Raw genomic sequence first — 20,623 nt, 5'->3', positions numbered from 1 at the left:
CGGGTGTCGCGAAGGTTGCGATGCGTCGCTGTTCCCCGGGCCCCGGCCCCTGATCCCCGGCCCCTGAACGATGGATCCCGAGCGCTGGCAACGCATCTCTCCCCTGCTCGACGCGCTTTTCGAGCTGGAGCCTGACGCCCGCGCGCACCGGTTGGAAAAGCTGCGCGAGGAAGACCCGGCGCTCGCCGAGGAACTGCAGACGCTGATCACGCTGGAGGAGGGCCATGAGGACTTCCTGTCCGAGCCGCTGATCGCGCCGATGGCCGGCCTGCGGACCGGCGCGGAGGTCGGGCCGTACCGGCTGGAACGTCTGCTCGGCGAAGGTGGCATGGGCCAGGTGTGGCTGGCCGCGCGCGCGGATGGCCTGTACCAGCGTCGCGTCGCACTGAAACTGCTGCGCCCGGGTCTCACCGACAGCAACCTGCGCATCCGCTTCTCACGCGAGCGGCAGATCCTGGCGCGGCTGGCGCATCCGCACATCGCGCGCCTGCTGGACGCCGGCATCAGCAGCGACGGCCTGCCGTACCTCGCGCTGGAATACGTCGAAGGCGAGCCGATCACCGACTATTGCCGCAACCACCAGCTGCCGCTGGAGCAGCGGCTGAAGATGTTCCAGCAGATCTGCGATGCGGTGAGCCATGCGCACGCCAACCTCATCGTGCATCGCGACCTCAAGCCATCGAACATCCTGGTGACGCCCAGCGGCGACGTGCGGCTGCTCGATTTCGGCATCGCCAAGCTGCTCGATTCCGAAGCGCCGATGATCGAGCAGACGCGCACCGGCGTGCGCGCCTTCACCCTGCACTACGCGGCACCGGAGCAGGTGCGTGGCGAACCCGTCACCACCATGACCGACGTGTACGCACTGGGCGTGGTGCTTTTCGAACTGCTCACCGACACCAAGCCATACCGCCTCAAACGGCAGACCGACGCGGAGTGGGAAGAAGCCATCCTCGCGGCCGATCCGCAGCGACCTTCCCACACCGTGCTGCGTCGTGCGGAAGACAGCGGCGCCGACGTGCACGCGCTGCGTCGCCATGCGCGCATGCTGGCCGGCGACCTCGACAACATCGTGCTCAAGACGCTGTCCAAGCGGCCCGAGCAACGCTATCCGTCGGTGGAGGCGCTTGCGCTCGACCTGAGCCGCTACGAGGCCGGCCGCCCCGTGCAGGCGCGTCCGCAGAGCGTGGGTTATCGCTTCGGCAAGTACCTGCGCCGGCATCGCTGGTCGCTCGGCACCGGCGCGCTGGTGGCCGTGGTGTTGAGCGCGGCGCTTGCAATCGTGGCGTGGCAGGCACGCGAGGCGGTGGCCGAGGCCGGTCGCGCGCAGGCGATGCAGGACTTCATGGTGGGCGTGTTCGAAAGTGCACGCGGCACGCCGGAAGGTCAGGCGCTGGACCTGCGCGGACTGCTGGACGGATCGCTCGAGCGCGGCAATCGCGAACTCGCGCGGCAGCCGCGCGCGCGCGCCGAACTGTACGGCGTGATCGCGCGCCTGCGCATCGGCCTGGGCGATTACCGCGAGGCATTGGGGCTGCTCAATCGTCAGGCCGCGGTGCTCGCCGGCACCGACGAGATTCCCGTCAGCCTGCAGCTGGAATCGTTGACCCAGCGCGGCCAGGTGCTGCGCCTGCTGGGCCAGCCGCGCGACTGCATCGTGCTGATGCAACCGGCGCTCGCCACCGCGCGGCGCGAACAGGCGCAGCTGCCTCCGCAGGTCAGCGAGTTCTACTCGCAACTCGGCCGCTGCCGCCGCGACAACGGCGAGATGCAGGGCGCGCGCCAGCTGTTCGAGCGCTCGCTCGCGCTGCGCCGCGATGATCGCGACGACGTCGGCACGGTCGAGAACCTGATCGACCTGGCCAATCTGCAGGCCGATGCAGGCCAGTCGGGCGCCGCGCTGCAGGGCTACGGCCGTGCACGCCAGCAACTGCGGCAGAAGGTCGGCGACCGCCATGCGCTGATGGTCGAAATCGGCTCGCGCGAAGCATCGTTGCGACAGGGCCTGGGCCAGACCGATGCAGCAGAGCGTGCCGCCGATGACGCGCACACGCTGGCGCTGGAGGTGTACGGCGCGCAACATCCGGCCACGCTGTCGCTGCGTCGGCAACTGGCGCTGCTGCACATCGAGCAGGGCCACTACGCGGCCGCGCAGGGCGAACTGGAAGAGGCGATCGCGTTGCAGCAGGTCCGCATTGCCGCCGGCGGCGATCCGCTCGAAATGCGACGCGCGACGCGCGAAGTGGGACGCCTGCAGCGACGCCTCGCCCAGGTTGCGTGGGAACGCGGCAACAACGCAACGGCGCATGCAGCGGCACAGCACGCCGTGACACTGGCACGCAAGCTGGGCGATCCCGCGGAACTGGCGGATGCATTGTTCGACCAGGCTCGCCTGCTGCACGCCACGGGGCGCGATCGCGCCGCCTCGAAGGCGGTGACCGAATCGCGCGAATTGCGCACCGGGCTCCTGGGCCCACGCCATCCGCTGATCGGCGACACGGACCGCCTGCTCGGCCAGATCGAAATCTCCCTTGGGCGAAAGGACCATGGCATGGCGCACCTGGCGCAGGCCGTCACCCTGACGCGTAACGGCTACGGAAGCACGCATCCCAACACGCGCGAGGCGGAACTCGCGCTGGCGCGGCAGCAGGCACTGGACGGCGACGATTCCGCGCTGACGCGGCTGGATGCACTGGCCGGTCTCTCGCCCACCGACCTCGACCTGCGCCGTACCTCCTGGCGCGCGCAGGCCTACTCCGCCCAGTTGCGCTGCCACGGCCCCGACCGCGACCCGGCCCTGGCGAAACTCGGCACGCTGCAGGAGCAACTGCGAACTGCACAACCCGATGGCGGCGCGATCACGCGCGAGGTGGCGGCGATCGTGCGGGGGTGTGGGTAGTTCGCGGGTTATGCCGCGCTGTTCGTGAGCACCCTCTACACGCCGCTGCCGGCGCGGCGCGCTCTTGCTCTTTGCTCGTCATCCCTACGAAGGCGGAGACCCAGGAACTTTTCACGCTCTGCCGGACGCCTCTCGGTTGCAACGTCTATCGCCGTCGCCTTTCATCCCGGCGAAAGGCGGGATCCACGTTGCCGTTGCTCTCGCTCGTCTGCCGTGGCCCTTACTCGTCTGCCGTGGCTCTTGCTCGTCATCCCCGCGAAGGCGGGGATCCAGGGACTTTTCACGCTTTTCCCGTGCGCTTGAACAACGAAGCCAAAGCTTCCGTCCGTCTAAAGCCGGCCGGGTCACTTTTCTTTGCTGCCCCAAAGAAAAGTAACCCAAAGAAAGGGTCTTCCCCGACAAAGCAATCCCACGACCGGGGACGGAGTCGGGGCCCCGCAAGTCGGCATCCGTGCCTCCTTGCTATGCGCCGCACATCCCTGTGCGGCGCCCTACGGGTCTAGGGACATGATTGGCTGTTCGACAGCAACAGCAACAGCAGCACCAGCCGTAGTAGCGCTCGCCTTGGTAAGGCGTGAAAAGTCCCTGGATCCCCGCCTTCGCGGGGATGACGAACAACAGCAACGACAGAACAAAAGCAACGGTGAAACTGGATCGCGGCTTTCGCCGGGATGACGGGCAAAACAAGGCGTGAGCGATCTGCAGCGGCGGAATGTGGCGATGCGTCGTCACCGGACGCCCCGCACGGTCAACCTAGCGGCAAACCCGGCTGCAGCGGCTCGATCTTCCCTTCCCCGCGCATCACCTTCTTGTATTCCGCCCGCGACACCGAGATGTACCGGTCGTTGCCGCCGATCTCGACCTGCGGCCCCTCGCGCACCGCGCGGCCCTGCTCGTCCACGCGCACCACCATCGTCGCCTTCTTGCCGGTGTGGCAGATGGTCTTGATCTCCTCGAGCTCGTCCGCCCACGCCAGCAGGTACTGGCTGCCCTCGAACAGCTCGCCGCGGAAGTCCGTGCGCAGGCCGTAGCACAGCACCGGGATGCGCAGCGCGTCGACGATCTCCGTTAGTTGCCATACCTGCGCCCTGGTCAGGAACTGCGCCTCGTCCACCAGCACGCAGTCGAGCTTGCCGTTGAACACGATGTCGCGCTTGACCATGGCCTCAAGGTCGTCCTCGCGGTCGAACGCCAGGCCCTCCGAGCGCAGGCCGATGCGCGAGGCCACCACGCCGGCGCCGGCGCGATCGTCCAGGCGCGGCGTCAGGATCGCCACGCGCATGCCACGCTCGCGGTAGTTGTGCGCCGACTGCAGCAGCGTCGTCGTCTTGCCGGCGTTCATCGCCGAGTAATAGAAATAGAGCTTTGCCATCCGCGCAGTTTACGGCGCGGGCGCCGCAGGCGGCGGTTCGATTCGGAAGCTGCCGGCGCTTTTATCCGTGCTGCGCGCGCAGGCGGACGGCCGCGGCCCATCGCTGCGCCATCGCCGGCGAGGTGAAGCACACCACCTCGTCCGTGACCGTGGTGACAGCCCGCTCCAGTAGCTGGATGTCGGCCTCATGCTGGCGCGCCACGTGCGGGTCCTCGAAGAAGATCGCGCGCTGGCAACGGTGCTCCAGCACCAGGTCGGCGATCTGCGCATCGCCGCCCATCGGGCCGCTCTCGTAACGATGCACCCATGGCTGGTGCTGCGGCCATCCGCGGCTCCAGGCCAGCTCGTTGAGGCGCTGCCCGGTGGTACCCGTCGCCACACGATGAGCGAAGCGGGCCAGTACGTCGAAGTGCTCCGCGGCATACGCCAGCATCTGCGGCTTCATCGCGTCGTGCGCGATCAGCGCAATGGTCTGGCGCTCCAGCGCGTGCAGGCCGTCGGCACCGGGATCCGCCGGGAGGCCGGCATGCACGCGCTCGGCCTCGATCCAGTCGCGCGCGCCGGCCATGGTGGAGATGAACGGTTTGCCGTGGATCACGCACTGGCGCTTCAGCGCGATGGCCTCCGGGAACACCGACGAGGGGTCGACCGGATCGATCAGGTAGATCGCGCCATCCAGCGTGCGCTCCGGGGTGCCCAGGCCAACGACCTCGGCGACCAGCTTCATCAGCCCGCCCTCGCGGCCGTACGGATACCGACGCAGGCCGGTATAGCCAGCGAGCATGCCCGCCGCAGCAATCGCGTCGAACGTGCGCCCAACGGTGTGCAGTTCCAGTCCCAGTTCGCGGATGCCCGGCTCGCAGGCACGCAGCCAGCGGAACAGCGCGGCGTTTTCACTGAGGTGGTGCAGGCGGTTGGCGGCCAGGCCCAGGCGCATGACGGATCCGGGTTGAATGCGAGCGCGCAGTCTATGCGCTCGCACGGATCCGTGTCGGTACGCTCAGGGCACGGGATCGGCCGGAGCGGTCGGCCCCACCTCGACGTTGCCATGACGCCAGATCGCGTCCTCGACCGCCCAGTAGCGGTCCGCGTCGAGCCGCCAGGCGGCGTACATCGGCGCGAGATCGAAGTTGCTCGGTCCCCCGAACATGTCGGCGCCCCCTGTGGGGCCGACGACCTGCAGGCGCCCGTCGAGGTAGCCGGTGCGGGTTCCGGTGATCTGCGTGCGTGCACGGGCGATGGCGCGCTCGAGCCGCGGCTTGGCGGCGACATCGCCGTACTCGGCATACAACGCCCGGCCTTCGCGCACGGCACGCTCGCGCTCGGCCTCGTCCAGTTCCAGCCACATCTTTTCGCGCAGGATGGCGAAAGTCGGATAGCTGCGTTCCGCGGCGAGGTCCGCCCAGGCATAGGCCAGGGCACGGTCGCGTGGGGTGCCGACGCCATGCCAGTACATCAGGCTGATGCGGTGCTGCGAATATTTGTCTGCATAACGCGCCGCCTTGCGGAAGTGGCGCAATGCATCCTCCCAGTCGCCCTGCGCGGCGCGGTCGCTGCCATGCAGGCGCCAGAGTTCGTTCGGATGCGTGCGCGCCAACCGTGTGCGCTCGTCGTAATCGCGTGCACCCATGCGGTCGGTTTCGGCGAGCACCGCCGTCTCCGCATCGGGCGCGGGCGATGGCTCAGCCGGCTGGCCGGACGTGGCGAGCATCAACGCAATCGTTGCCAGAAGTTCCATGCCGGTCTCCTCGCCTGCCGCGCCGAGCGGCTTTGTGCCGAAGCATACCGCTGCGAACGCAGCGTGCGCCGGCCATGCCTGTTCGACCGCCCGACGCGGCCTCGTCGCCGTTTCCCCTACGGAACACGCATCGAGCCGCCCATCCGATTGTTCACACCCGCACACTGAACGGGGTTGCGTGTCCGGCGATCGGTCCCACTCGGGCACAATACGCGGCCGCTCACTGGCCGCCTGCCCGCGAATGCACGGACTCAATCCTCCCCAACGCGCCGCCGTCCTGCACACAGACGGCCCCCTGCTGGTGCTCGCGGGTGCGGGCAGCGGCAAGACGCGCGTCATCGTCGAGAAGATCGCGCACCTGATCTCCTCCGGGCGCATGCCGGCGCGGCGCATCGCGGCCATCACCTTCACCAACAAGTCGGCCAAGGAAATGAAGGAGCGTGTCGCCAAGCGCATCAGGGGCGATGCGGCCGAGGGGCTGACCGTGTGCACCTTCCACGCACTGGGTCTGAAGTTCCTGCAGATCGACCACGCCAAGGCCGGCCTGCGCCGTGGCTTCTCGGTGTTCGACAGCGACGACAGTGCCGCGCAGATCAAGGACCTGATGCCGCCGGGCAGCAAGCCCGACGCGATCGACGACATGCGCAATCTCATTTCGCGCGCGAAGAACGCGAGCCTGTCGCCCGAGGAAGCGCTGGCTGTGGCCAAGAGCCCGCGCGAGATGGAAGCGGCGCTGATGTACCAGCGCTACCAGGCGCGGCTGTCCACGTTCAACGCGGTGGATTTCGACGACCTGATCCGCCTGCCGGTGCAGATCCTGGAGTCCGACGAGGACGTCCGCCTGGCTTGGCGTGAACGCATCGGCTACCTGCTGGTGGACGAATGCCAGGACACGAACGACGCGCAGTACCGCCTGCTCAAGGCACTAGCCGGCGAGAAGGGCCTGTTCACGTGCGTGGGCGACGACGACCAGTCCATCTATGCCTGGCGCGGCGCGAATCCGGACAACTTGCTCAATCTGGGCAAGGACTATCCCGCGCTGCAGATCATCAAGCTTGAGCAGAACTATCGCTGCTCCAACCGCGTGCTGCGCACCGCCAACGCACTGATCGCCCACAACCCGCACGAACATCCCAAGACGCTGTGGAGCGACCAGGCCGACGGCGAACGCATCCGCGTGTGGGAATGCCGCGACGCCGCGCACGAGGCGGAAAAGGTTGCGGCGGAAATCCACTTCCTCGCCGCGGCCAAGCAGGCACCGTGGAGCGATTTCTGCATCCTGTTCCGCGGCAATCACCAGAGCCGCGCGCTGGAGAAGGCGCTGCAGTTGCTGCGCGTGCCGTATCACTTGTCCGGCGGCACCGCGTTCCTGGAACGCGGTGAAGTGAAGGATGCCCTGTCGTGGCTGCGCCTGATCGCCAACCCCGACGACGATGCGGCGTTCCTGCGCGCGGTGCAGAACCCCAAGCGCGAAGTCGGCGCGACCACGCTTTCGAAGCTCGCCGAGATGGCGCAGCACATGCACATGCCGATGTCGCGCGCAGCCGAGCAGATCGGCGTGCTGAAGCAATTGCAGCCGCGCGCGGCCAATGCATTGGACGGTTTCGTCAACATCGTCCGCCATCTGCGCGGCGAAGCGTTCAAGATCAGCCCGGCGGAACTGGTGCGCGTGCTGGCCGAGAAGAGCGGCTTGCTCGCGTCCATCCGCGCGCAGTGCAAGGACGAGGCGAGTTTCCAGCGCCGCAAGGAGAACCTGGAAGAACTGTCGGACTGGTTCGACGGCGGCAAGGGTTCGGGCCCGGGCGAACTGGCCGCGCAGCTGGCGTTGCTGTCGCACGCGGACAAGGGCGAGGCGGGCAACCAGGTGCGACTGATGTCGCTGCATGCCGCCAAGGGTCTGGAGTTCCGATACGTCTTCATCGTCGGCATGGAAGACGGCACGCTGCCACACGAGATGGCGCTGGAGGAAGGCTCGCTGGAAGAAGAACGACGTCTGCTCTACGTTGGCATCACCCGCGCGAAGGAACAGCTGTGGCTGTCGTACTCGCGTGAGGCGTCGCGCTGGGGCGACAAGATGCGCCTGCAGCCCAGCCGCTTCTTCGACGAACTCCCGACGGCGGAGATCCAACGCGACGGCGCAGACCCGGTGGCCGACGCGGCACGCAAGCAGGAACGTGCGGCGGCGGGATTTGCGGCGATCAAGGCGTTGCTGGGCGAGGCGGACTGACGCCGCACTGCCGCGATCACTCGCTGGAGCCATGCCGCCGGCCGGACGTTTTCCGGCATTCGCACCGAGGCGGAGATCCACGCGTCCGAATCCATGCCGCCCTTCGAAATGCGTGCCGCAGTTGCGCGATGGATCCCCGCCTTCGCGGGGATGACGAGCAAGAGCGACGAGCTGGCGCAACGCAAATGGCGCTTTCGCAGAAATGACGAATTCGAAGCCAGACCAGCCGTGAAAACCGGTAAGGTTTCGCCGATGAACCTCCAGCGCATCCACCACGTCGCCATCATCGCGTCCGACTACGAGCGGTCGAAGCGGTTCTACACGCAGGTACTGGGGCTGCGCATCGTCGCAGAGGTGTACCGCGAAGCTCGCGATTCGTGGAAGCTGGATCTCGCGCTGCCGGATGGCACGCAGCTGGAGTTGTTCTCGTTCCCTTCGCCGCCGCCGCGGCCTTCGTATCCGGAGGCGTGCGGCCTGCGGCATCTCGCATTCGAAGTGGCCGATGTCGTGCAGTCCGCGGCGCAGCTGCAGGCGCAGGGCATCGACGTTGAGCCGGTGCGGGTGGACGAGTACACCGGACGGCGCTTCACTTTCTTCGCCGATCCCGACGGACTTCCGATCGAACTGTACGAGGCCACACCATGAGCACCATCCTGCGTGCAGCGCGCGAGGTCGACCACGCGCGCATCCTCGAACTCAACCTGGAATCCGAGGAGATGCTCAGCCCGCTGGATGCCGCGCGATTGCGCCAGCTGGATGCGCAGGCGGCATACCACCGCGTGGTGTGCGAGGACGATGACGTCGTCGCCTTCCTGCTCGCCTTCCGCGAAGGCGCTGCGTACGACAGTCCCAACTACCTGTGGTTCGCGCAGCGCTATCCGCGCTTTCTCTATATCGACCGTGTATGCGTCGCGCGTACGCACCAGGGCCACGGGCTGGGTGCGCAGCTGTACCGCGACCTGTTCGGGTTCGCGCGCGAGCACGGTTTCGATACCGTTGCCTGCGAGTTCTACACGCAGCCGCCCAACGAGGCCTCCCGCCGCTTCCACGCGGGCTTCGGTTTCCGGGAAGTCGGCACGCAGTGGGTCGCCGAGGGGCGCAAGCAGGTGTCGCTGCAGGTGTGGCAGGCCTCCGCGTAGAGCGAGCTTGCTCGCGAACCGCCTCGACGAGGGTCGCGAACGGGCCGCTCGGGCACTGCAGCCATCCCGACATCGGCGCGCCATCGCCCTCGGCTAAACTCGCCGATCCCTTGCCGCACCGGATCCGCGATGCAACACCGTTCCCTCGCCCTTTCCGTCCTCGCCTGCGTGCTTGCGCTGGGCGCCTGCCAGCGCGCGGATACGCTCGCGCCGCCCGACAAGGCGACACCCGCTGCCGCGACGCCTGCGGCACCGGCCAAACCCGCCGCCGTGGCCGACGACAACCTCAATGCGGTGTTGTGGGTGCAGGCCAGCGCCGAGTACCAGGCCGCCACGACCACCGTGTATCGCGCAGCCGCGGACAAGCTGGATGTGGCGCTGAAGGAAAAGAACTGGGACGCGCTGGTTACCGACGAGCGCGGCAACGCCGCCACCGGGCTGCCGCCGGCGGTGATCATGGATGTGGACGAGACCGTGCTGGACAACTCGCCGTACCAGGCGCGCCTGGTGCGCGGCGGCAAGGAGTACGACGACATCACCTGGGACGCCTGGGTGGCCGAGAAGAAGGCCAAGGCGGTGCCGGGTGTGGTCGAGTTCGCGAAGGCCGCGGCAGCCAGGGGCGTGACCATCGTGTACCTGTCCAACCGCGCGGTGCACCTGAAGGACGCGACCATCGCCAACCTCAAGGCGGTCGGCATGCCAGTGAAGGACGACAGCGTGTTCCTGGGCCTGGGCACCTTCGTCGAAGGCTGCGAGCAGAACGGCAGCGAGAAGAACTGCCGCCGTCGCCTGGCCGGCCAGCAGTACCGCGTGCTGATGCAGTTCGGCGATCAGCTCGGCGATTTCGTGCAGATCACCGCCAACACGCCCGAAGGCCGCGAGCAGCTGCTGGACGAATACGGCGACTGGTTCGGAGAGCGCTGGTGGATGCTGCCCAACCCCACCTACGGCAGCTGGGAGCCGGCGGTGTTCAACAACGACTGGGCGCAGCCACGCGAGGCCCGTCGTGAGGCCAAGCGCGCCGCGCTGGATGTCGCGCCCTGACCAGTTCGACCGGATCGCAATACAATCAATGATTTGCAAGAAGCTACTTAAAGTCTTGCATTAGGTTTGGCACGCGGGTAGTCTGCCCGGCATCCGGCGCGAGCCGGAGCCATGCCACAACTCGAAGTCCTCCGGCGCGAGCCGGCTTGAAGGAGGCCTACGGCCTCCTTTTTCTTCGCCGCGGTGCGCCCAACCGCAGCTCACTCGCCGATCGGCATCGGCAGCCATCCATCCTTCGCATCTCGGGCGCGACGGTTTCTTGACGAACAGGCACAGGCGACCGCGCCACGCATCCGACATGCGTGACGGCCGTTGCAGTTCCTTCACGTCGCGCGCGCTATCCCCTCAAGGAAGCTTCAGGCCAGCCGATGGAGCGAACAGGCGTACTACGCGCATAGCGCAAGGAAAGGCCATGAATCGAGTCAGAGCCACGGTGGGCGCCGTGCTCTGCGCACTGGTGGTTACGGCGAACGCACATGCGGCCGGCGGTCGCATCTCGTTCTCGGGCAGCGTGGTCACACCGACCTGCGCTCCCGCCGCGATCCAAACCCCTGCACAGAACGTGCCGCAGCACCTGCGTACACAGTGTCCGGGAACGTCGCTTCCCGCTTCCTACACCCTGCGGCTCGAGCCGGCGGCGGCACATGCCAGGTCGCAACTGGTGACCTATTACGCCGATTACGTCCAGGCGCGCGGCGGAGAACCGGTCTGGGTGGCCACGCAGACCTGGGACTGAAGAGATTTACGTCACGAACCGGCGCAGCTTTAGCTGCGTCCGATCAGTCGTAGGTCATCGTGAAGCTGGCGGTGCCGGTGACGGTTCCCGGTCCGATGGTGCTGCCGGTCCGGTAGTAACGGGCGCGGAACGGCAGCGACCACGCGCCGTTGAGCGAATTGCCGACCGGCTGCACGGTGTCGAAGGCCATCGGCACGTCCGCGTCGGTGGTTAGCTGGATGCCGACGCCGGGCGCCGCACCGGTCGCGGTGCCGGGCGCGATCACGCCGACGGCTCCGCTCTGCGGAGTGCTGGTGGCGAAGGCGATGCTCGTCCTCACGCCGGCCTGCGGGCAGGTCAGCTGGATGTTGAACCGCGTGGAGCCGGCGGTGGCGCCAATGCCGGGCAGCTGCGCCGCGGCGACGCTGGGCAGCGTCACGGTCATGTTCTTCGAACTGGTGTTGACCGTGCAGGTCACCGTGCTTACACGTGCGCCGCCGTTGAGGGTGAGCGAGGTGTCCATCGGGCCGCTGCTGGCCGTGGTGCCGTATTCGTACCACCAGAAGCGCAGCAGCTGCGCGCCGCTGAGCGTGCCCGGCGTGACCGGACCGGTCTTCACGAACTGGGCCGAGAACGTCTGGCTGCCGCTGGCGGTGCACACTCGCCCGAACCACGTGTTGGTGCATTCGCGCTCCAGCGGTCCAATCTCGAAACCGGGCTTCTGGTTCGGCCCGCAACGCAGGCACGCGCGTGCATGTACTTCGTCGGGGCCGCCGGTCAGGCGCACGCCGATGCCGGGGATGCTGGTGGCGAAGACGATCGCGCTGGCCTGCGGATCGGTCGCGTCCCGCGCGGCCATGACTTCGGCCTGCACGTAGAGGTTGTTGCCCGAGCTGTTGGTCGGCACGTCGGTGCAGGTGAACGCCATGGTCAGCTGCACCGGCGAGCCCAGCAAGGTGCCGACGGCCGCACCTGGCGGCACGGTGACGTTGCCCAGGGAGAGACTGCCCGACGAGTTCGTCCTGCACGTGGAGGCCGCCGCCAGCGCATGCGCCGGCCACAGTGCGACGATGAACGCCAGCCACAGAATCGGCCACCACGCTCGCAGCGCAGGCCTCTTGCGAGCAGTGGAAGCATTCGGGTGCAGGACGTCTGGAGTCATCGGAAGGCCCGGTCCATCACAGGCTGGCGGCGGCGAAGGTAACCGTCGGGGAGCAGCGCGCGTCCACGACGGGGTATGCGGTGGCGGCCTCGCCCTTGACCGGCTGCGGCGTCTGGTAGGTGAAGGTGCACTGCATCGGCTTGTCGGCGTCCTGCCAGGTCAGCGAGACCGTGCCTTCGTCGGCCGCGCCACGCAGCAGCAGCTTGCCGCCCTGGCCGACCGTGCCCAGCGCGCGGCCGCCCAGGTCGCTGACCTGCGCGCCGAACGGCACCGGGCGTCCGTCGTCCAGGCGCACGCGCAGCAGCAGCGCGCGGCCGTATTCGGTCTCGAACTTCAGCAGCGACACACCGCCGGCGCGCGGTGCGACGCGCGTGCTGGTGGAAGCCAGCTGCACGTCGAGCGGCAGGCCCTTGGGGTCCAGTTCCACCGTGTTGAGGTTGTACGGATTGAGGTACGGCACCAGCGCATGGCCGAAGCGGTTGATGCGCACGCCTGGCGCGTTGACCACGCGGGCGCCGGTGGCGTTGGGCGCGTCGATGATCGCGATGGTCTCGCCGGCCGGCTGGCCCATCGTCACGCCACCCGGATGCGCGACCACGGTGCCGGCGACGTTCAACGCCGCCTGCGAGTAGCCGTCGCCTTGCCCGTAGCTGGCGTTCACCGCCGCGAGGCTGCCGCGGTAGCCGGCGTTGACGCTGCCGGAGGTGCCCAGCTCGTCGCTGTGCGCGGCGCTCGCGCCGTAGGTGAACTGCGAGGCATCGCCGACCGCGCCGGCCAGGCTGGCCTGCAATTGCTGCTGGCCCTCGCTGTCGCGCACCACGCCGGCGTTGAGCATGGGCGCGCGCGGCGACTCGCCCAGCGGCACGCTGACGCTGGCGAAGAACTGGTTGGTGTAGCGGCCGTCGAAATCGCGCAGGCGGCTGGCCGACAGGTTGTAGTTGAGGCGGCGGAAGCTGTTGCTGTAACCGATCTGGAACTGCGTGTCGGTGCCTTCGCGCGTCCAGTAGTCGCGCGCGGACAGCGTGGCGTACAGGTTGCCGCCGCGTTCGCCCAGGCGCTGGCTCATGTTGAGGTCGAAGCGGTTGCGCTGGCGGTCGAGCGAGTCCAGGTACGACAGCACGCTGGCGTTGCGCGCGCTCTGCAGGGCGGCGCGCTGCTGCGGTGTCAGCACGCCGGTCTCGTCCAGGTCCGGAAAGATGTCGTCCAGCGAGCGCCCCAGCGCGAAGTCGCGCGCCGCCAGCGCCTCGCGCAGGCTGTAGTAGCCGCTGGTGGAGTAGCGGTACGACGCCAGGCTGAAGGACGTGCCGGCATTGGGCAGCATCTTGCTGTATGTGGCGCGCACGCTCTGGCCGCTGCTCGTCTCCTGGCCCGGCAGTTCGGTGCGCGCGACCGTCAGGTCCAGCGCGATCGCGCCGGCGCGCGTGTTGAGCGCCACGCCGCCGAGCGCCGCACCGTAACCCTTGCTGCCAAGCATGCCGCCGTAGCCGGTCACGGCATTGGTCAGGCCGCGCTGCAGCGTGGCCTGCACCAGCATCGGCTCGTCCTGCGCGTCGGTTTCGCGCACGGCGCCGACGGCGATGGAAAAGCGCGAACTGCCTGGACGCAGCTGCTGCGGCACGGCGGCGTAGGGCACGGAGAACTCGCGTACGCGTCCGTCGGCCTCGGTCACGGTGACCGAGAGATCGCCGCCGTAGCCGGTGGCGTAAAGGTCGTCGATGACGAACGGGCCCGGCGTGACCGTGGTTTCATACAACAGCGCGCCGTTCTGGCGGATGCTCACGCGGGCGTTGCTTTCGGCCACGCCGCGCACGGTGGGCGCGTAACCGCGCTGCGACTCGGGCAGCATGCGGTCGTCGGTGCTCAGCTGCAGGCCGCGCACGGCGACGCTGTCGAACAGCTCGCCGCTGGTGTGGCTGTCGCCAAGGGTGAGCTGCGCGCGCAGGTCGGGAAGGTCGCGGCGTGCGTAGGTCGAAATGGCCTGGTAATCGCGCTGCGACGGCAGGCCATCGAGGGCAGAGCGCCAGCTGTAGCTGCCGTCATGGCGCAGGCGCCAGGCACCCAGGTTCAAACCGGCGTTGAGTCCGACGTAGCCGGTGGTCTGTTCGATGCCGGCGTTGCGCGTGCGGTACAGGTTGGCGTTGTAGTTGAGCAGGCCGGCGGTGACGCCGGCATCCCACTGCTCCGGGCTGACATAGCCGCGGGCGCGGTAACCCAGCCAGGCCTGGGGCACGGTCACGTCCAGGCGCAGCTCGGCCTGGTCGTAGGCGGCGACGGCGTCGGGAATCAGCTCGGGCAACGCGACGCAGCCGTCGGCGTGCAGGCGCGTCCGCGCGGCCTCGTCGAGCTTGTCGACCGGCAGGCCCAGCAGGTTGAACAGCGCGGGCGTGAAGCAGGGCACGACGTCCGCATCGGGCGTGGGCGCGGCGAAGCGCACGTCGGTCGAACCGCTCCACTGGCCATCCATGTAGAGGTCGAGCCGGTACACGCCCGGGGTGACCACGTTGGCCCGCTCGAAGCGCGACAGGTCGATCGGCTGCTGCGCGCCACCGGCCAGCATGGTCATGTCGAACTCGGCATCGGCCGGCGCGGCCGGGGCCGCATGCGCAGGGGCCCACGCGAACAACGCGCAGGCGATGGCGGTGCCGAGCACGGCGCGGCCCGGCACTCGGAAAACCGCCGGCGATGCGTGGCCGGCGCCGGACATCACGGAGCGATGGCTCCGGTGTACGCGTCACCGCCGCCGAAATCGTTGATCACCGCATAGCGCACGCTGGCGCCCGCCGCGGCATTGGACAGGCCAGGCACGTTCAGGCGCAGCTCGCCCATCGGCACGACCATGCCCGGCTCGGCGATGAGCGACTTGCCGCGCGCATCGACGGTGACCTCGCTCAGGGTCACGTGGTACGGAGTCGGGTTCTTCACCAGCAGCTGGGCGCCCTCGCTGCCGGCCACCAGGTGGAAGGTGAGTTCGGTCGGCGCCTTGAGCGGGTCGCTCTTCAGGCCATCGGGTCGGAAGAACAGCTTCAGGCGCGAACGCAGCGCCAGTTGCAGGTAGTTCTTGTTGCCGGCTTCCAGCTCGGCCGGCTTCGGCGGCACTTCGAGCACGTTGAGCCAGAACAGCGTCTCGCGGTCGGCCGGCAGCGGCTCGCGGGTATGAAGGATGCGCAGGCTCTGATCGCGCTTGGGCTCCATGCGGAACATGGGCGGCGTGATCAGGAAGGGCGTATCGACCGAATCGGGCGTCGACTGGGGATCGCCACGGTCGATCCACGCCTGCACCAGGGCGGGCGTCGGGTTGTCGTTGGTGAGGCGTACGGTGACTTCGCCGTCCTTCGCCGGAAGGATGACGCGGGTGCCGCCGATGAGCACGTTGGCACGGGCCACCGGGGCGAAGGCGCACGCTGCGAGCAGCGCCACACCGAGGGCGCGGATCAGGGTGTTCATTGGGGATACCTGTGGATCGGCCGGGCGGCCGAGGCGGGCGCGACGTATGCCGCGCCCGCGTGGGTGTTGCGGGTACGGCGGCGTATTACTGGTACTGCATCGTGAAGGTGACGCTCGAGGCCACCGCACCGGCGCCGGCCGCACCGCCCTTGGCGATGTACTGGGCGACGTAGTTCAGCGTGGCGGCGCCGCCGGAGATGGTGGCCGGCTTGGAGCCCTGGGCGATCGCGGTGGTGGTCTTGGACAGGTCGATCACCGATTCGTCGCCGTTGAGCAGGCGGATCTGCACGTTGGCGGCCGGGTTGGTGGCGGCGGTGTTGCGCAGGGTGCCGGCGGTGGTGATGTTCGGACCGGCCTCGAAGTACATGCGGGCCTGGGTGGGGGCACCGGCACCGGTGGCGCAGTCGCTCAGCGTGACCGCGAACGGCGTGTTACCCGCCGTGGCGTCGACGGCGTTCAGCGCGGTCGTCGAGACGGTCGGCAGGGTCAGGTTGATGTTGGCCGGCGAGGCGGCGCTGTTGATCTTGCAGGTCTGGGCGGTGACGGTGCCGGTGAAATTGATGGTGCCGTCGGCCGCGAAGGCCGGTGCGATCGAGACGAGGCCGGCAGCAGCGGCCGCGACGAGGAGGATCTTCTTCATGAGTAGCCCTTGAGTGAGGTCTGCAGTGGCAGGACGCTTCGCCGGCGGAAATGCCGGTCAGGGCCATCGGAAGCAGATTTTGTGCCAACCGTCCCAAAACGGCTGTGACAGCGTTACAGGCGCGTGAAACACCAATTTCCGGCAAATTAGAATGAGATTCCAATCACAGAATTCGACTTGGATCGCGCTTTCCGACACGTAGCGTCACTTTTTGACCTAAAGAATTGTGACGAAGTGCCGATATTCTGGCGGACATTCGAATCCGAGACCGCCTTGGCTTGCCCGACCCCGCACCCGTCGCCAAGATGCCGGCAGCGACTTGGGGGAGCCGCACCCACATGCCATCGATCGCACGCGCCATTGCCGCGCTGACGCTGTTTGCTGCCCTGGCGGCTGCGGGCGGCTGTGAGCGCACGTCCACGCCGGCGGTCGAACCGACGCCGACGGAGCCGACCCAGGCCATCGAGCAGCTGATCCGCGACCTGCGCCACAACGACCTGGTCAGCTATGCGCGCCATGCGGTGCCGCCGGACCTGCATGCCCGCCTCGACCAGGCCTGGAGCGAAGGCCGCACCCGCTGGCCGCTGACCGAGCTGCCGCTGGACGACCGCCTGCCCGCCTTCATCGACGCGCTATCGGCGGCGGATGCCGAGAAGCAGCTGCTGACGGTTTACCGGCGTCAATTTTCCGGCGCACACGCCGAACTCCGCTCCGCTGCGGCCACGCTGGGACTGTTCGCCACGCAGTACCTGCAGCGCGAGGGCGACTACAGCGCCGACGAACGCGCGCACTACGTGCAACTGGTGGGGGCAGTGAGCCGGTGGGCGCAGAAGGCCCCCCTCGGTGACCTGCAACGCGCGCGCCAGGCGATCCCGCAGCTGGTAGCCGGTGCGCGCCAGACCGGGCTGGCCGGCGGTCCGGCACGGTTCCGCGAGCTGGGCATGGCGCGCAGCCTGGAGCGCATGGGGCCGTTCCTGGAGCGGATGAAGCAGGTGCTGCAGCTCTACGGCCTGGAGATCGACACCGACCTGGCGGGCGCACGCGCCACGCTGCTGCGCCAGGAAGGCGATCGGGCCCGCGTCCGGCTCAACTACACGCTGGCCAGCAAGGCCATCGAGGCCGAACTGGACGTGGAGCGCCGCGGCGGCCATTGGTATCTGGCCGACGTGCTTCGCCATGCCGAAACCGAGGCGACGCGACCGGCCGCCGATGCCGCCACCGCGCCCGTACCCGCACCGGCCCCGCCGACGGGTAACCGCCGCGGCTGAACGCGGTTACAGCCGCGAAAGGCATAATGCCCGCGATGCCGAAACAGACACCCCTGCCTTTCCCGGACGCCAAGGACGCGCCGGACGCCACCGCGCCCGCCCGTTCCGGGGAGGACGTGCCCGACGATCCGCCCGTGACGCGGGATCGCGCGGACGAGGGCGGGCACGACCCGGCCCAGCCCGAACTGCCCATCGCTCCATCCGCCGATGAAGCCGGCCGCCGCCGCGGTGGTCCGCGTCGTGGCGCCGGCCCGCGCCGCCCGTGGTGGGCGAAGCTGCTGGGCCGCTTCATGGCGCCATGGGTGCAACTGACCATCGAGCCGCGCAACCCGGCGGCCGACATTCCCGAGGAATGGAGCGGCCGTCCGGTCTGCTACGTGCTCGAAGACTATGGCCTGAGCAATGCGCTGATCCTGGAGCGCGCCTGCCGCGAGGCCGGCCTGCCCTCGCCGCTGCAGCCGCTGCCGGGCGATCCGCTGCGCCGCAAGCGTGCCTACCTCGCGCTGTCGCGCCGCAACGTCAACACGCTGACCCAGTTGCAGCAGTCGCTCGGCACCGCACCGGCCTCGCCGAAGTCGCACTCCGGTTCGCTCGCGCGCCTGCTCGACGCACACCGCGCGGACCCGAGCCTGGACGTCCAGCTGGTGCCGGTATCGATCTTCGTCGGCCGCGCGCCGGACAAGAACAGCGGCTGGTTCTCGGTGCTGTTCTCGGAAAACTGGACCCTGGTCGGCCGCTTCCGCCGGTTGCTGGCGATCGCCCTCAACGGCCGCGACACGCTGGTGCGCTTCGCCCCGCCCGTGAGCCTGCGTTCGATCGTCGACGAAGGCCTGCCGCCCGAGCGCACCGTCCGCAAGCTCTCGCGCGTGCTGCGCGCGCACTTCCGCCGCATCCGCGCGGCGGTGATCGGCCCCGACCTGTCCACCCGGCGCCTGCTGGTGGACCAGGTGCTGACCGCGCCCACGGTGAAGGAAGCCATCGCCGACCAGGCCGGACGCGACAAGACCTCGCTGGCCGATGCCTGGAAGAAGGCGCACGCCTTCGCCTACGAGATCGCCGCCGACTACTCGCATCCGGTGGTGCGTTCGGCCAGCTTCCTGCTCACGCCGGTGTGGAACCGCATCTACCGCGGCGTGCTGGTGCACCACCTGGACAAGCTCAAGGACGACGCGCCCGGCTTCGAAGTGGTCTATGTGCCCTGCCACCGCAGCCACATGGATTACCTGCTGCTGAGCTACCTGCTCTACACCAAGGGCATCGTGCCGCCGCACATCGTCGCCGGCATCAACCTCAACCTGCCGGTGGTGGGCACGCTGCTGCGCAAGGGCGGCGCGTTCTTCATCCGCCGCTCGATCCGCGGCAGCGCGCTGTATTCGGCGGTGCTCAGCGAGTACGTCGCGCAGCTGGTCTCCGGGGGTTACTCCATCGAGTACTTCGTCGAGGGCGGCCGCTCGCGCACGGGCCGCCTGCTGCCGCCCAAGGGCGGCATGGTGGCCATGACGGTGCGCGCCTTCCTGCGCCAGCCCACGCGCCCGGTGCTGTTCCAGCCCATCTACATCGGCTACGAGAAGCTGATGGAGGGCAACAGCTACCTCGATGAACTCTCCGGCAAGCCGAAGGAGAAGGAATCCATCTGGCAGCTGCTGATGGGCATCCCCAAGGTGCTGCGCAGCAACTACGGGCAGGTGGTGGTGAACTTCGGCGAACCGATCCGCCTGGGCGATGTGCTGGCCGAGCACGCGCCGGACTGGGACGGCCGGCCGGTGGGCGAGGAGGAAAAGCCCGCGTGGCTGTCGAACACCGTCGAGGCGCTCGCCGAGCGCATCCAGGTCAACGTCAACCGCGCCGCCGACGTCAATCCGATCAACCTGCTCGCGCTGGCGCTACTGTCCACGCCCAAGCACGCGATGGGCGAGTCGGACCTGCTCACGCAGATCGCGCTGAGCAAGACGCTGCTGGCCGAACTGCCGTACTCGGACCGCGTCACCGTGACGCCGCATTCGCCGCAGGAGATCGTCGCCCACGGCGAGGAGATCAATGTGCTCACCCGCACCGCCCACCCGCTGGGCGACGTGCTGGGCGTGAGCGGCGACAACGCGGTGCTGCTGAGCTACTTCCGCAACAACGTGCTGCACCTGTTCACCGCGGCCTCGTGGATCGCGTGCTGCTTCCAGAACAACCGCCGCATGAGCCTCAACGGCGTGCTGCGCCTGGGCCGCAGCGTGTATCCGTTCCTGCAGGCCGAACTGTTCCTGCCGTGGAGCGAGGAAGAGTTCACCGAGCGCCTGGTGCGCACGGTCGACGTGTTCGTCCGCGAGGGGCTGCTCGAGCGGATCAGCGAGGACGAAGGCGGCATCCTGGCGCGCAACGCCGGCCAGACCGACGAGGTGTTCCGCCTGCGCGCCATCGGGCATTCGCTGCAGCAGGCGTTCGAGCGCTACTACATCGCCATCAGCGTGCTGGTGAAGAACGGCCCCGGCACACTCACCGCCGCAGAACTGGAAAGCCTGTGCCAGTTGGCCGCGCAGCGCCTGTCGCTGCTGTACGCGCCGGCCGCACCGGAGTTCTTCGACAAGACCCTGTTCCGCGGCTTCATCCAGAAACTGCGCGAGATGAGGCTGGTGTGGCCGGACGAGAACGGCAAGCTGACCTTCGACTCGCGCCTGGACGTGTGGGCGCGCGACGCCAAGTTCATCCTCGGCCGCGAACTGCGCCACACCATCGAAAAGATCAGCCCGGAGAGCGCGAAGCCGGCGGTGGTCGAAGAACCGCCTGCCGCCTGACGGTTTCAAGCCCCTCTCCCGACGGCAACCGCAGGGAGTGCAGGGCTGAGAGGGTTGGGGTGAGGGGTAACGCAGCGGAAACGGTAAACCAGCAGTGCATCAAGACACTGCTGTTTCTATCTTGACGCTGTGTTACCCCTCATCCGCCCTGCGGACACCTTCCCCGCCGGGAGAAGGGAACAGCCAAAGCAA

15 protein-coding genes are annotated in these 20,623 nt (G+C 68.3%); 8 read left to right on the top strand and 7 right to left on the bottom strand.

The genetic code is table 11. The features are described from left to right. The first annotated feature begins 70 nt into the window (after positions 1-70). A complete protein-coding gene (locus VFE83_RS10795; protein WP_324905932.1) occupies positions 71-2,899 on the top strand; it encodes a protein kinase domain-containing protein in 2,829 nt (942 codons plus the stop codon). Between the two features lie 748 nt (positions 2,900-3,647). Here the strand turns inward: VFE83_RS10795 and VFE83_RS10790 are convergent. From VFE83_RS10790 to VFE83_RS10780, 3 genes are all read right to left on the bottom strand, one after another. Further along, positions 3,648-4,271 (bottom strand): thymidine kinase, encoded by a 624-nt coding sequence (locus tag VFE83_RS10790; protein WP_324905930.1) that lies wholly within the window; start codon positions 4,269-4,271, stop codon positions 3,648-3,650. Positions 4,272-4,332: 61 nt separating this feature from the next. Then, positions 4,333-5,208 carry a methylglyoxal synthase gene (locus tag VFE83_RS10785; RefSeq protein WP_324905928.1) on the bottom strand — a complete coding sequence of 292 codons (876 nt, stop codon included), beginning with the start codon at positions 5,206-5,208 and terminating at the stop codon, positions 4,333-4,335. A 63-nt stretch (positions 5,209-5,271) separates the two neighbouring features. Next, complete coding sequence (locus VFE83_RS10780) at positions 5,272-6,009, bottom strand: hypothetical protein (protein WP_324905926.1); 738 nt, start codon at positions 6,007-6,009, stop codon at positions 5,272-5,274. Between the two features lie 241 nt (positions 6,010-6,250). Here VFE83_RS10780 and VFE83_RS10775 point away from each other — a divergent pair, with 241 nt between their 5' ends. The 5 genes from VFE83_RS10775 to VFE83_RS10755 all read left to right on the top strand — a co-directional run bounded on the left by VFE83_RS10775 (position 6,251) and on the right by VFE83_RS10755 (position 11,155). Continuing rightward, the gene (locus VFE83_RS10775; protein WP_324905924.1) at positions 6,251-8,236 is read left to right on the top strand and encodes a UvrD-helicase domain-containing protein; all 1,986 of its coding nucleotides are present in this window, start codon (positions 6,251-6,253) and stop codon (positions 8,234-8,236) included. A gap of 252 nt (positions 8,237-8,488) precedes the next feature. Further along, positions 8,489-8,881, top strand: coding sequence for a VOC family protein (locus VFE83_RS10770; RefSeq protein ID WP_324905922.1), 393 nt, complete (start codon positions 8,489-8,491; stop codon positions 8,879-8,881). Continuing rightward, positions 8,878-9,375: a GNAT family N-acetyltransferase gene (locus tag VFE83_RS10765; protein WP_324905920.1), complete on the top strand. Its 498-nt coding sequence runs from the start codon at positions 8,878-8,880 to the stop codon at positions 9,373-9,375. Before VFE83_RS10770 ends, VFE83_RS10765 begins: the two co-directional genes overlap by 4 nt. A 129-nt stretch (positions 9,376-9,504) precedes the next feature. Next, complete coding sequence (locus VFE83_RS10760) at positions 9,505-10,419, top strand: 5'-nucleotidase, lipoprotein e(P4) family (protein WP_324905918.1); 915 nt, start codon at positions 9,505-9,507, stop codon at positions 10,417-10,419. A gap of 412 nt (positions 10,420-10,831) precedes the next feature. Beyond that, entirely contained in the window at positions 10,832-11,155 is a 324-nt protein-coding gene (locus VFE83_RS10755; RefSeq protein ID WP_324905916.1) for a hypothetical protein, read from the top strand. 43 nt (positions 11,156-11,198) lie between these two features. On the opposite strand, the gene VFE83_RS10750 is transcribed toward VFE83_RS10755, so the two are convergent. The 4 genes from VFE83_RS10750 to VFE83_RS10735 form a co-directional block, all read right to left on the bottom strand. Continuing rightward, on the bottom strand, positions 11,199-12,296 hold the full coding sequence (locus VFE83_RS10750; RefSeq protein WP_324905914.1) for a fimbrial protein: 1,098 nt from the start codon (positions 12,294-12,296) through the stop codon (positions 11,199-11,201). A gap of 16 nt (positions 12,297-12,312) precedes the next feature. Next, a complete protein-coding gene (locus VFE83_RS10745) occupies positions 12,313-14,961 on the bottom strand; it encodes a fimbria/pilus outer membrane usher protein (protein ID WP_324905912.1) in 2,649 nt (882 codons plus the stop codon). Between the two features lie 38 nt (positions 14,962-14,999). Next, positions 15,000-15,740 (bottom strand): fimbrial biogenesis chaperone, encoded by a 741-nt coding sequence (locus tag VFE83_RS10740; protein WP_324905910.1) that lies wholly within the window; start codon positions 15,738-15,740, stop codon positions 15,000-15,002. Positions 15,741-15,825: 85 nt separating this feature from the next. Next, positions 15,826-16,380, bottom strand: coding sequence for a fimbrial protein (locus VFE83_RS10735; RefSeq protein ID WP_324905908.1), 555 nt, complete (start codon positions 16,378-16,380; stop codon positions 15,826-15,828). Between the two features lie 338 nt (positions 16,381-16,718). On the opposite strand from VFE83_RS10735, the gene VFE83_RS10730 reads away from it, so the two are divergent. Next, the gene (locus VFE83_RS10730) at positions 16,719-17,648 is read left to right on the top strand and encodes a hypothetical protein (protein ID WP_324905906.1); all 930 of its coding nucleotides are present in this window, start codon (positions 16,719-16,721) and stop codon (positions 17,646-17,648) included. A gap of 26 nt (positions 17,649-17,674) precedes the next feature. Beyond that, positions 17,675-20,431 carry a glycerol-3-phosphate 1-O-acyltransferase PlsB gene (plsB, locus tag VFE83_RS10725; RefSeq protein ID WP_324905904.1) on the top strand — a complete coding sequence of 919 codons (2,757 nt, stop codon included), beginning with the start codon at positions 17,675-17,677 and terminating at the stop codon, positions 20,429-20,431. Positions 20,432-20,623 lie beyond the last annotated feature (192 nt).

Origin of the sequence: Lysobacter sp., from assembly GCF_035655815.1 — a bacterium.
Classification (GTDB): Bacteria; Pseudomonadota; Gammaproteobacteria; order Xanthomonadales; family Xanthomonadaceae; genus Lysobacter_J.
This window is presented reverse-complemented; position numbering and strand designations above follow the sequence as displayed.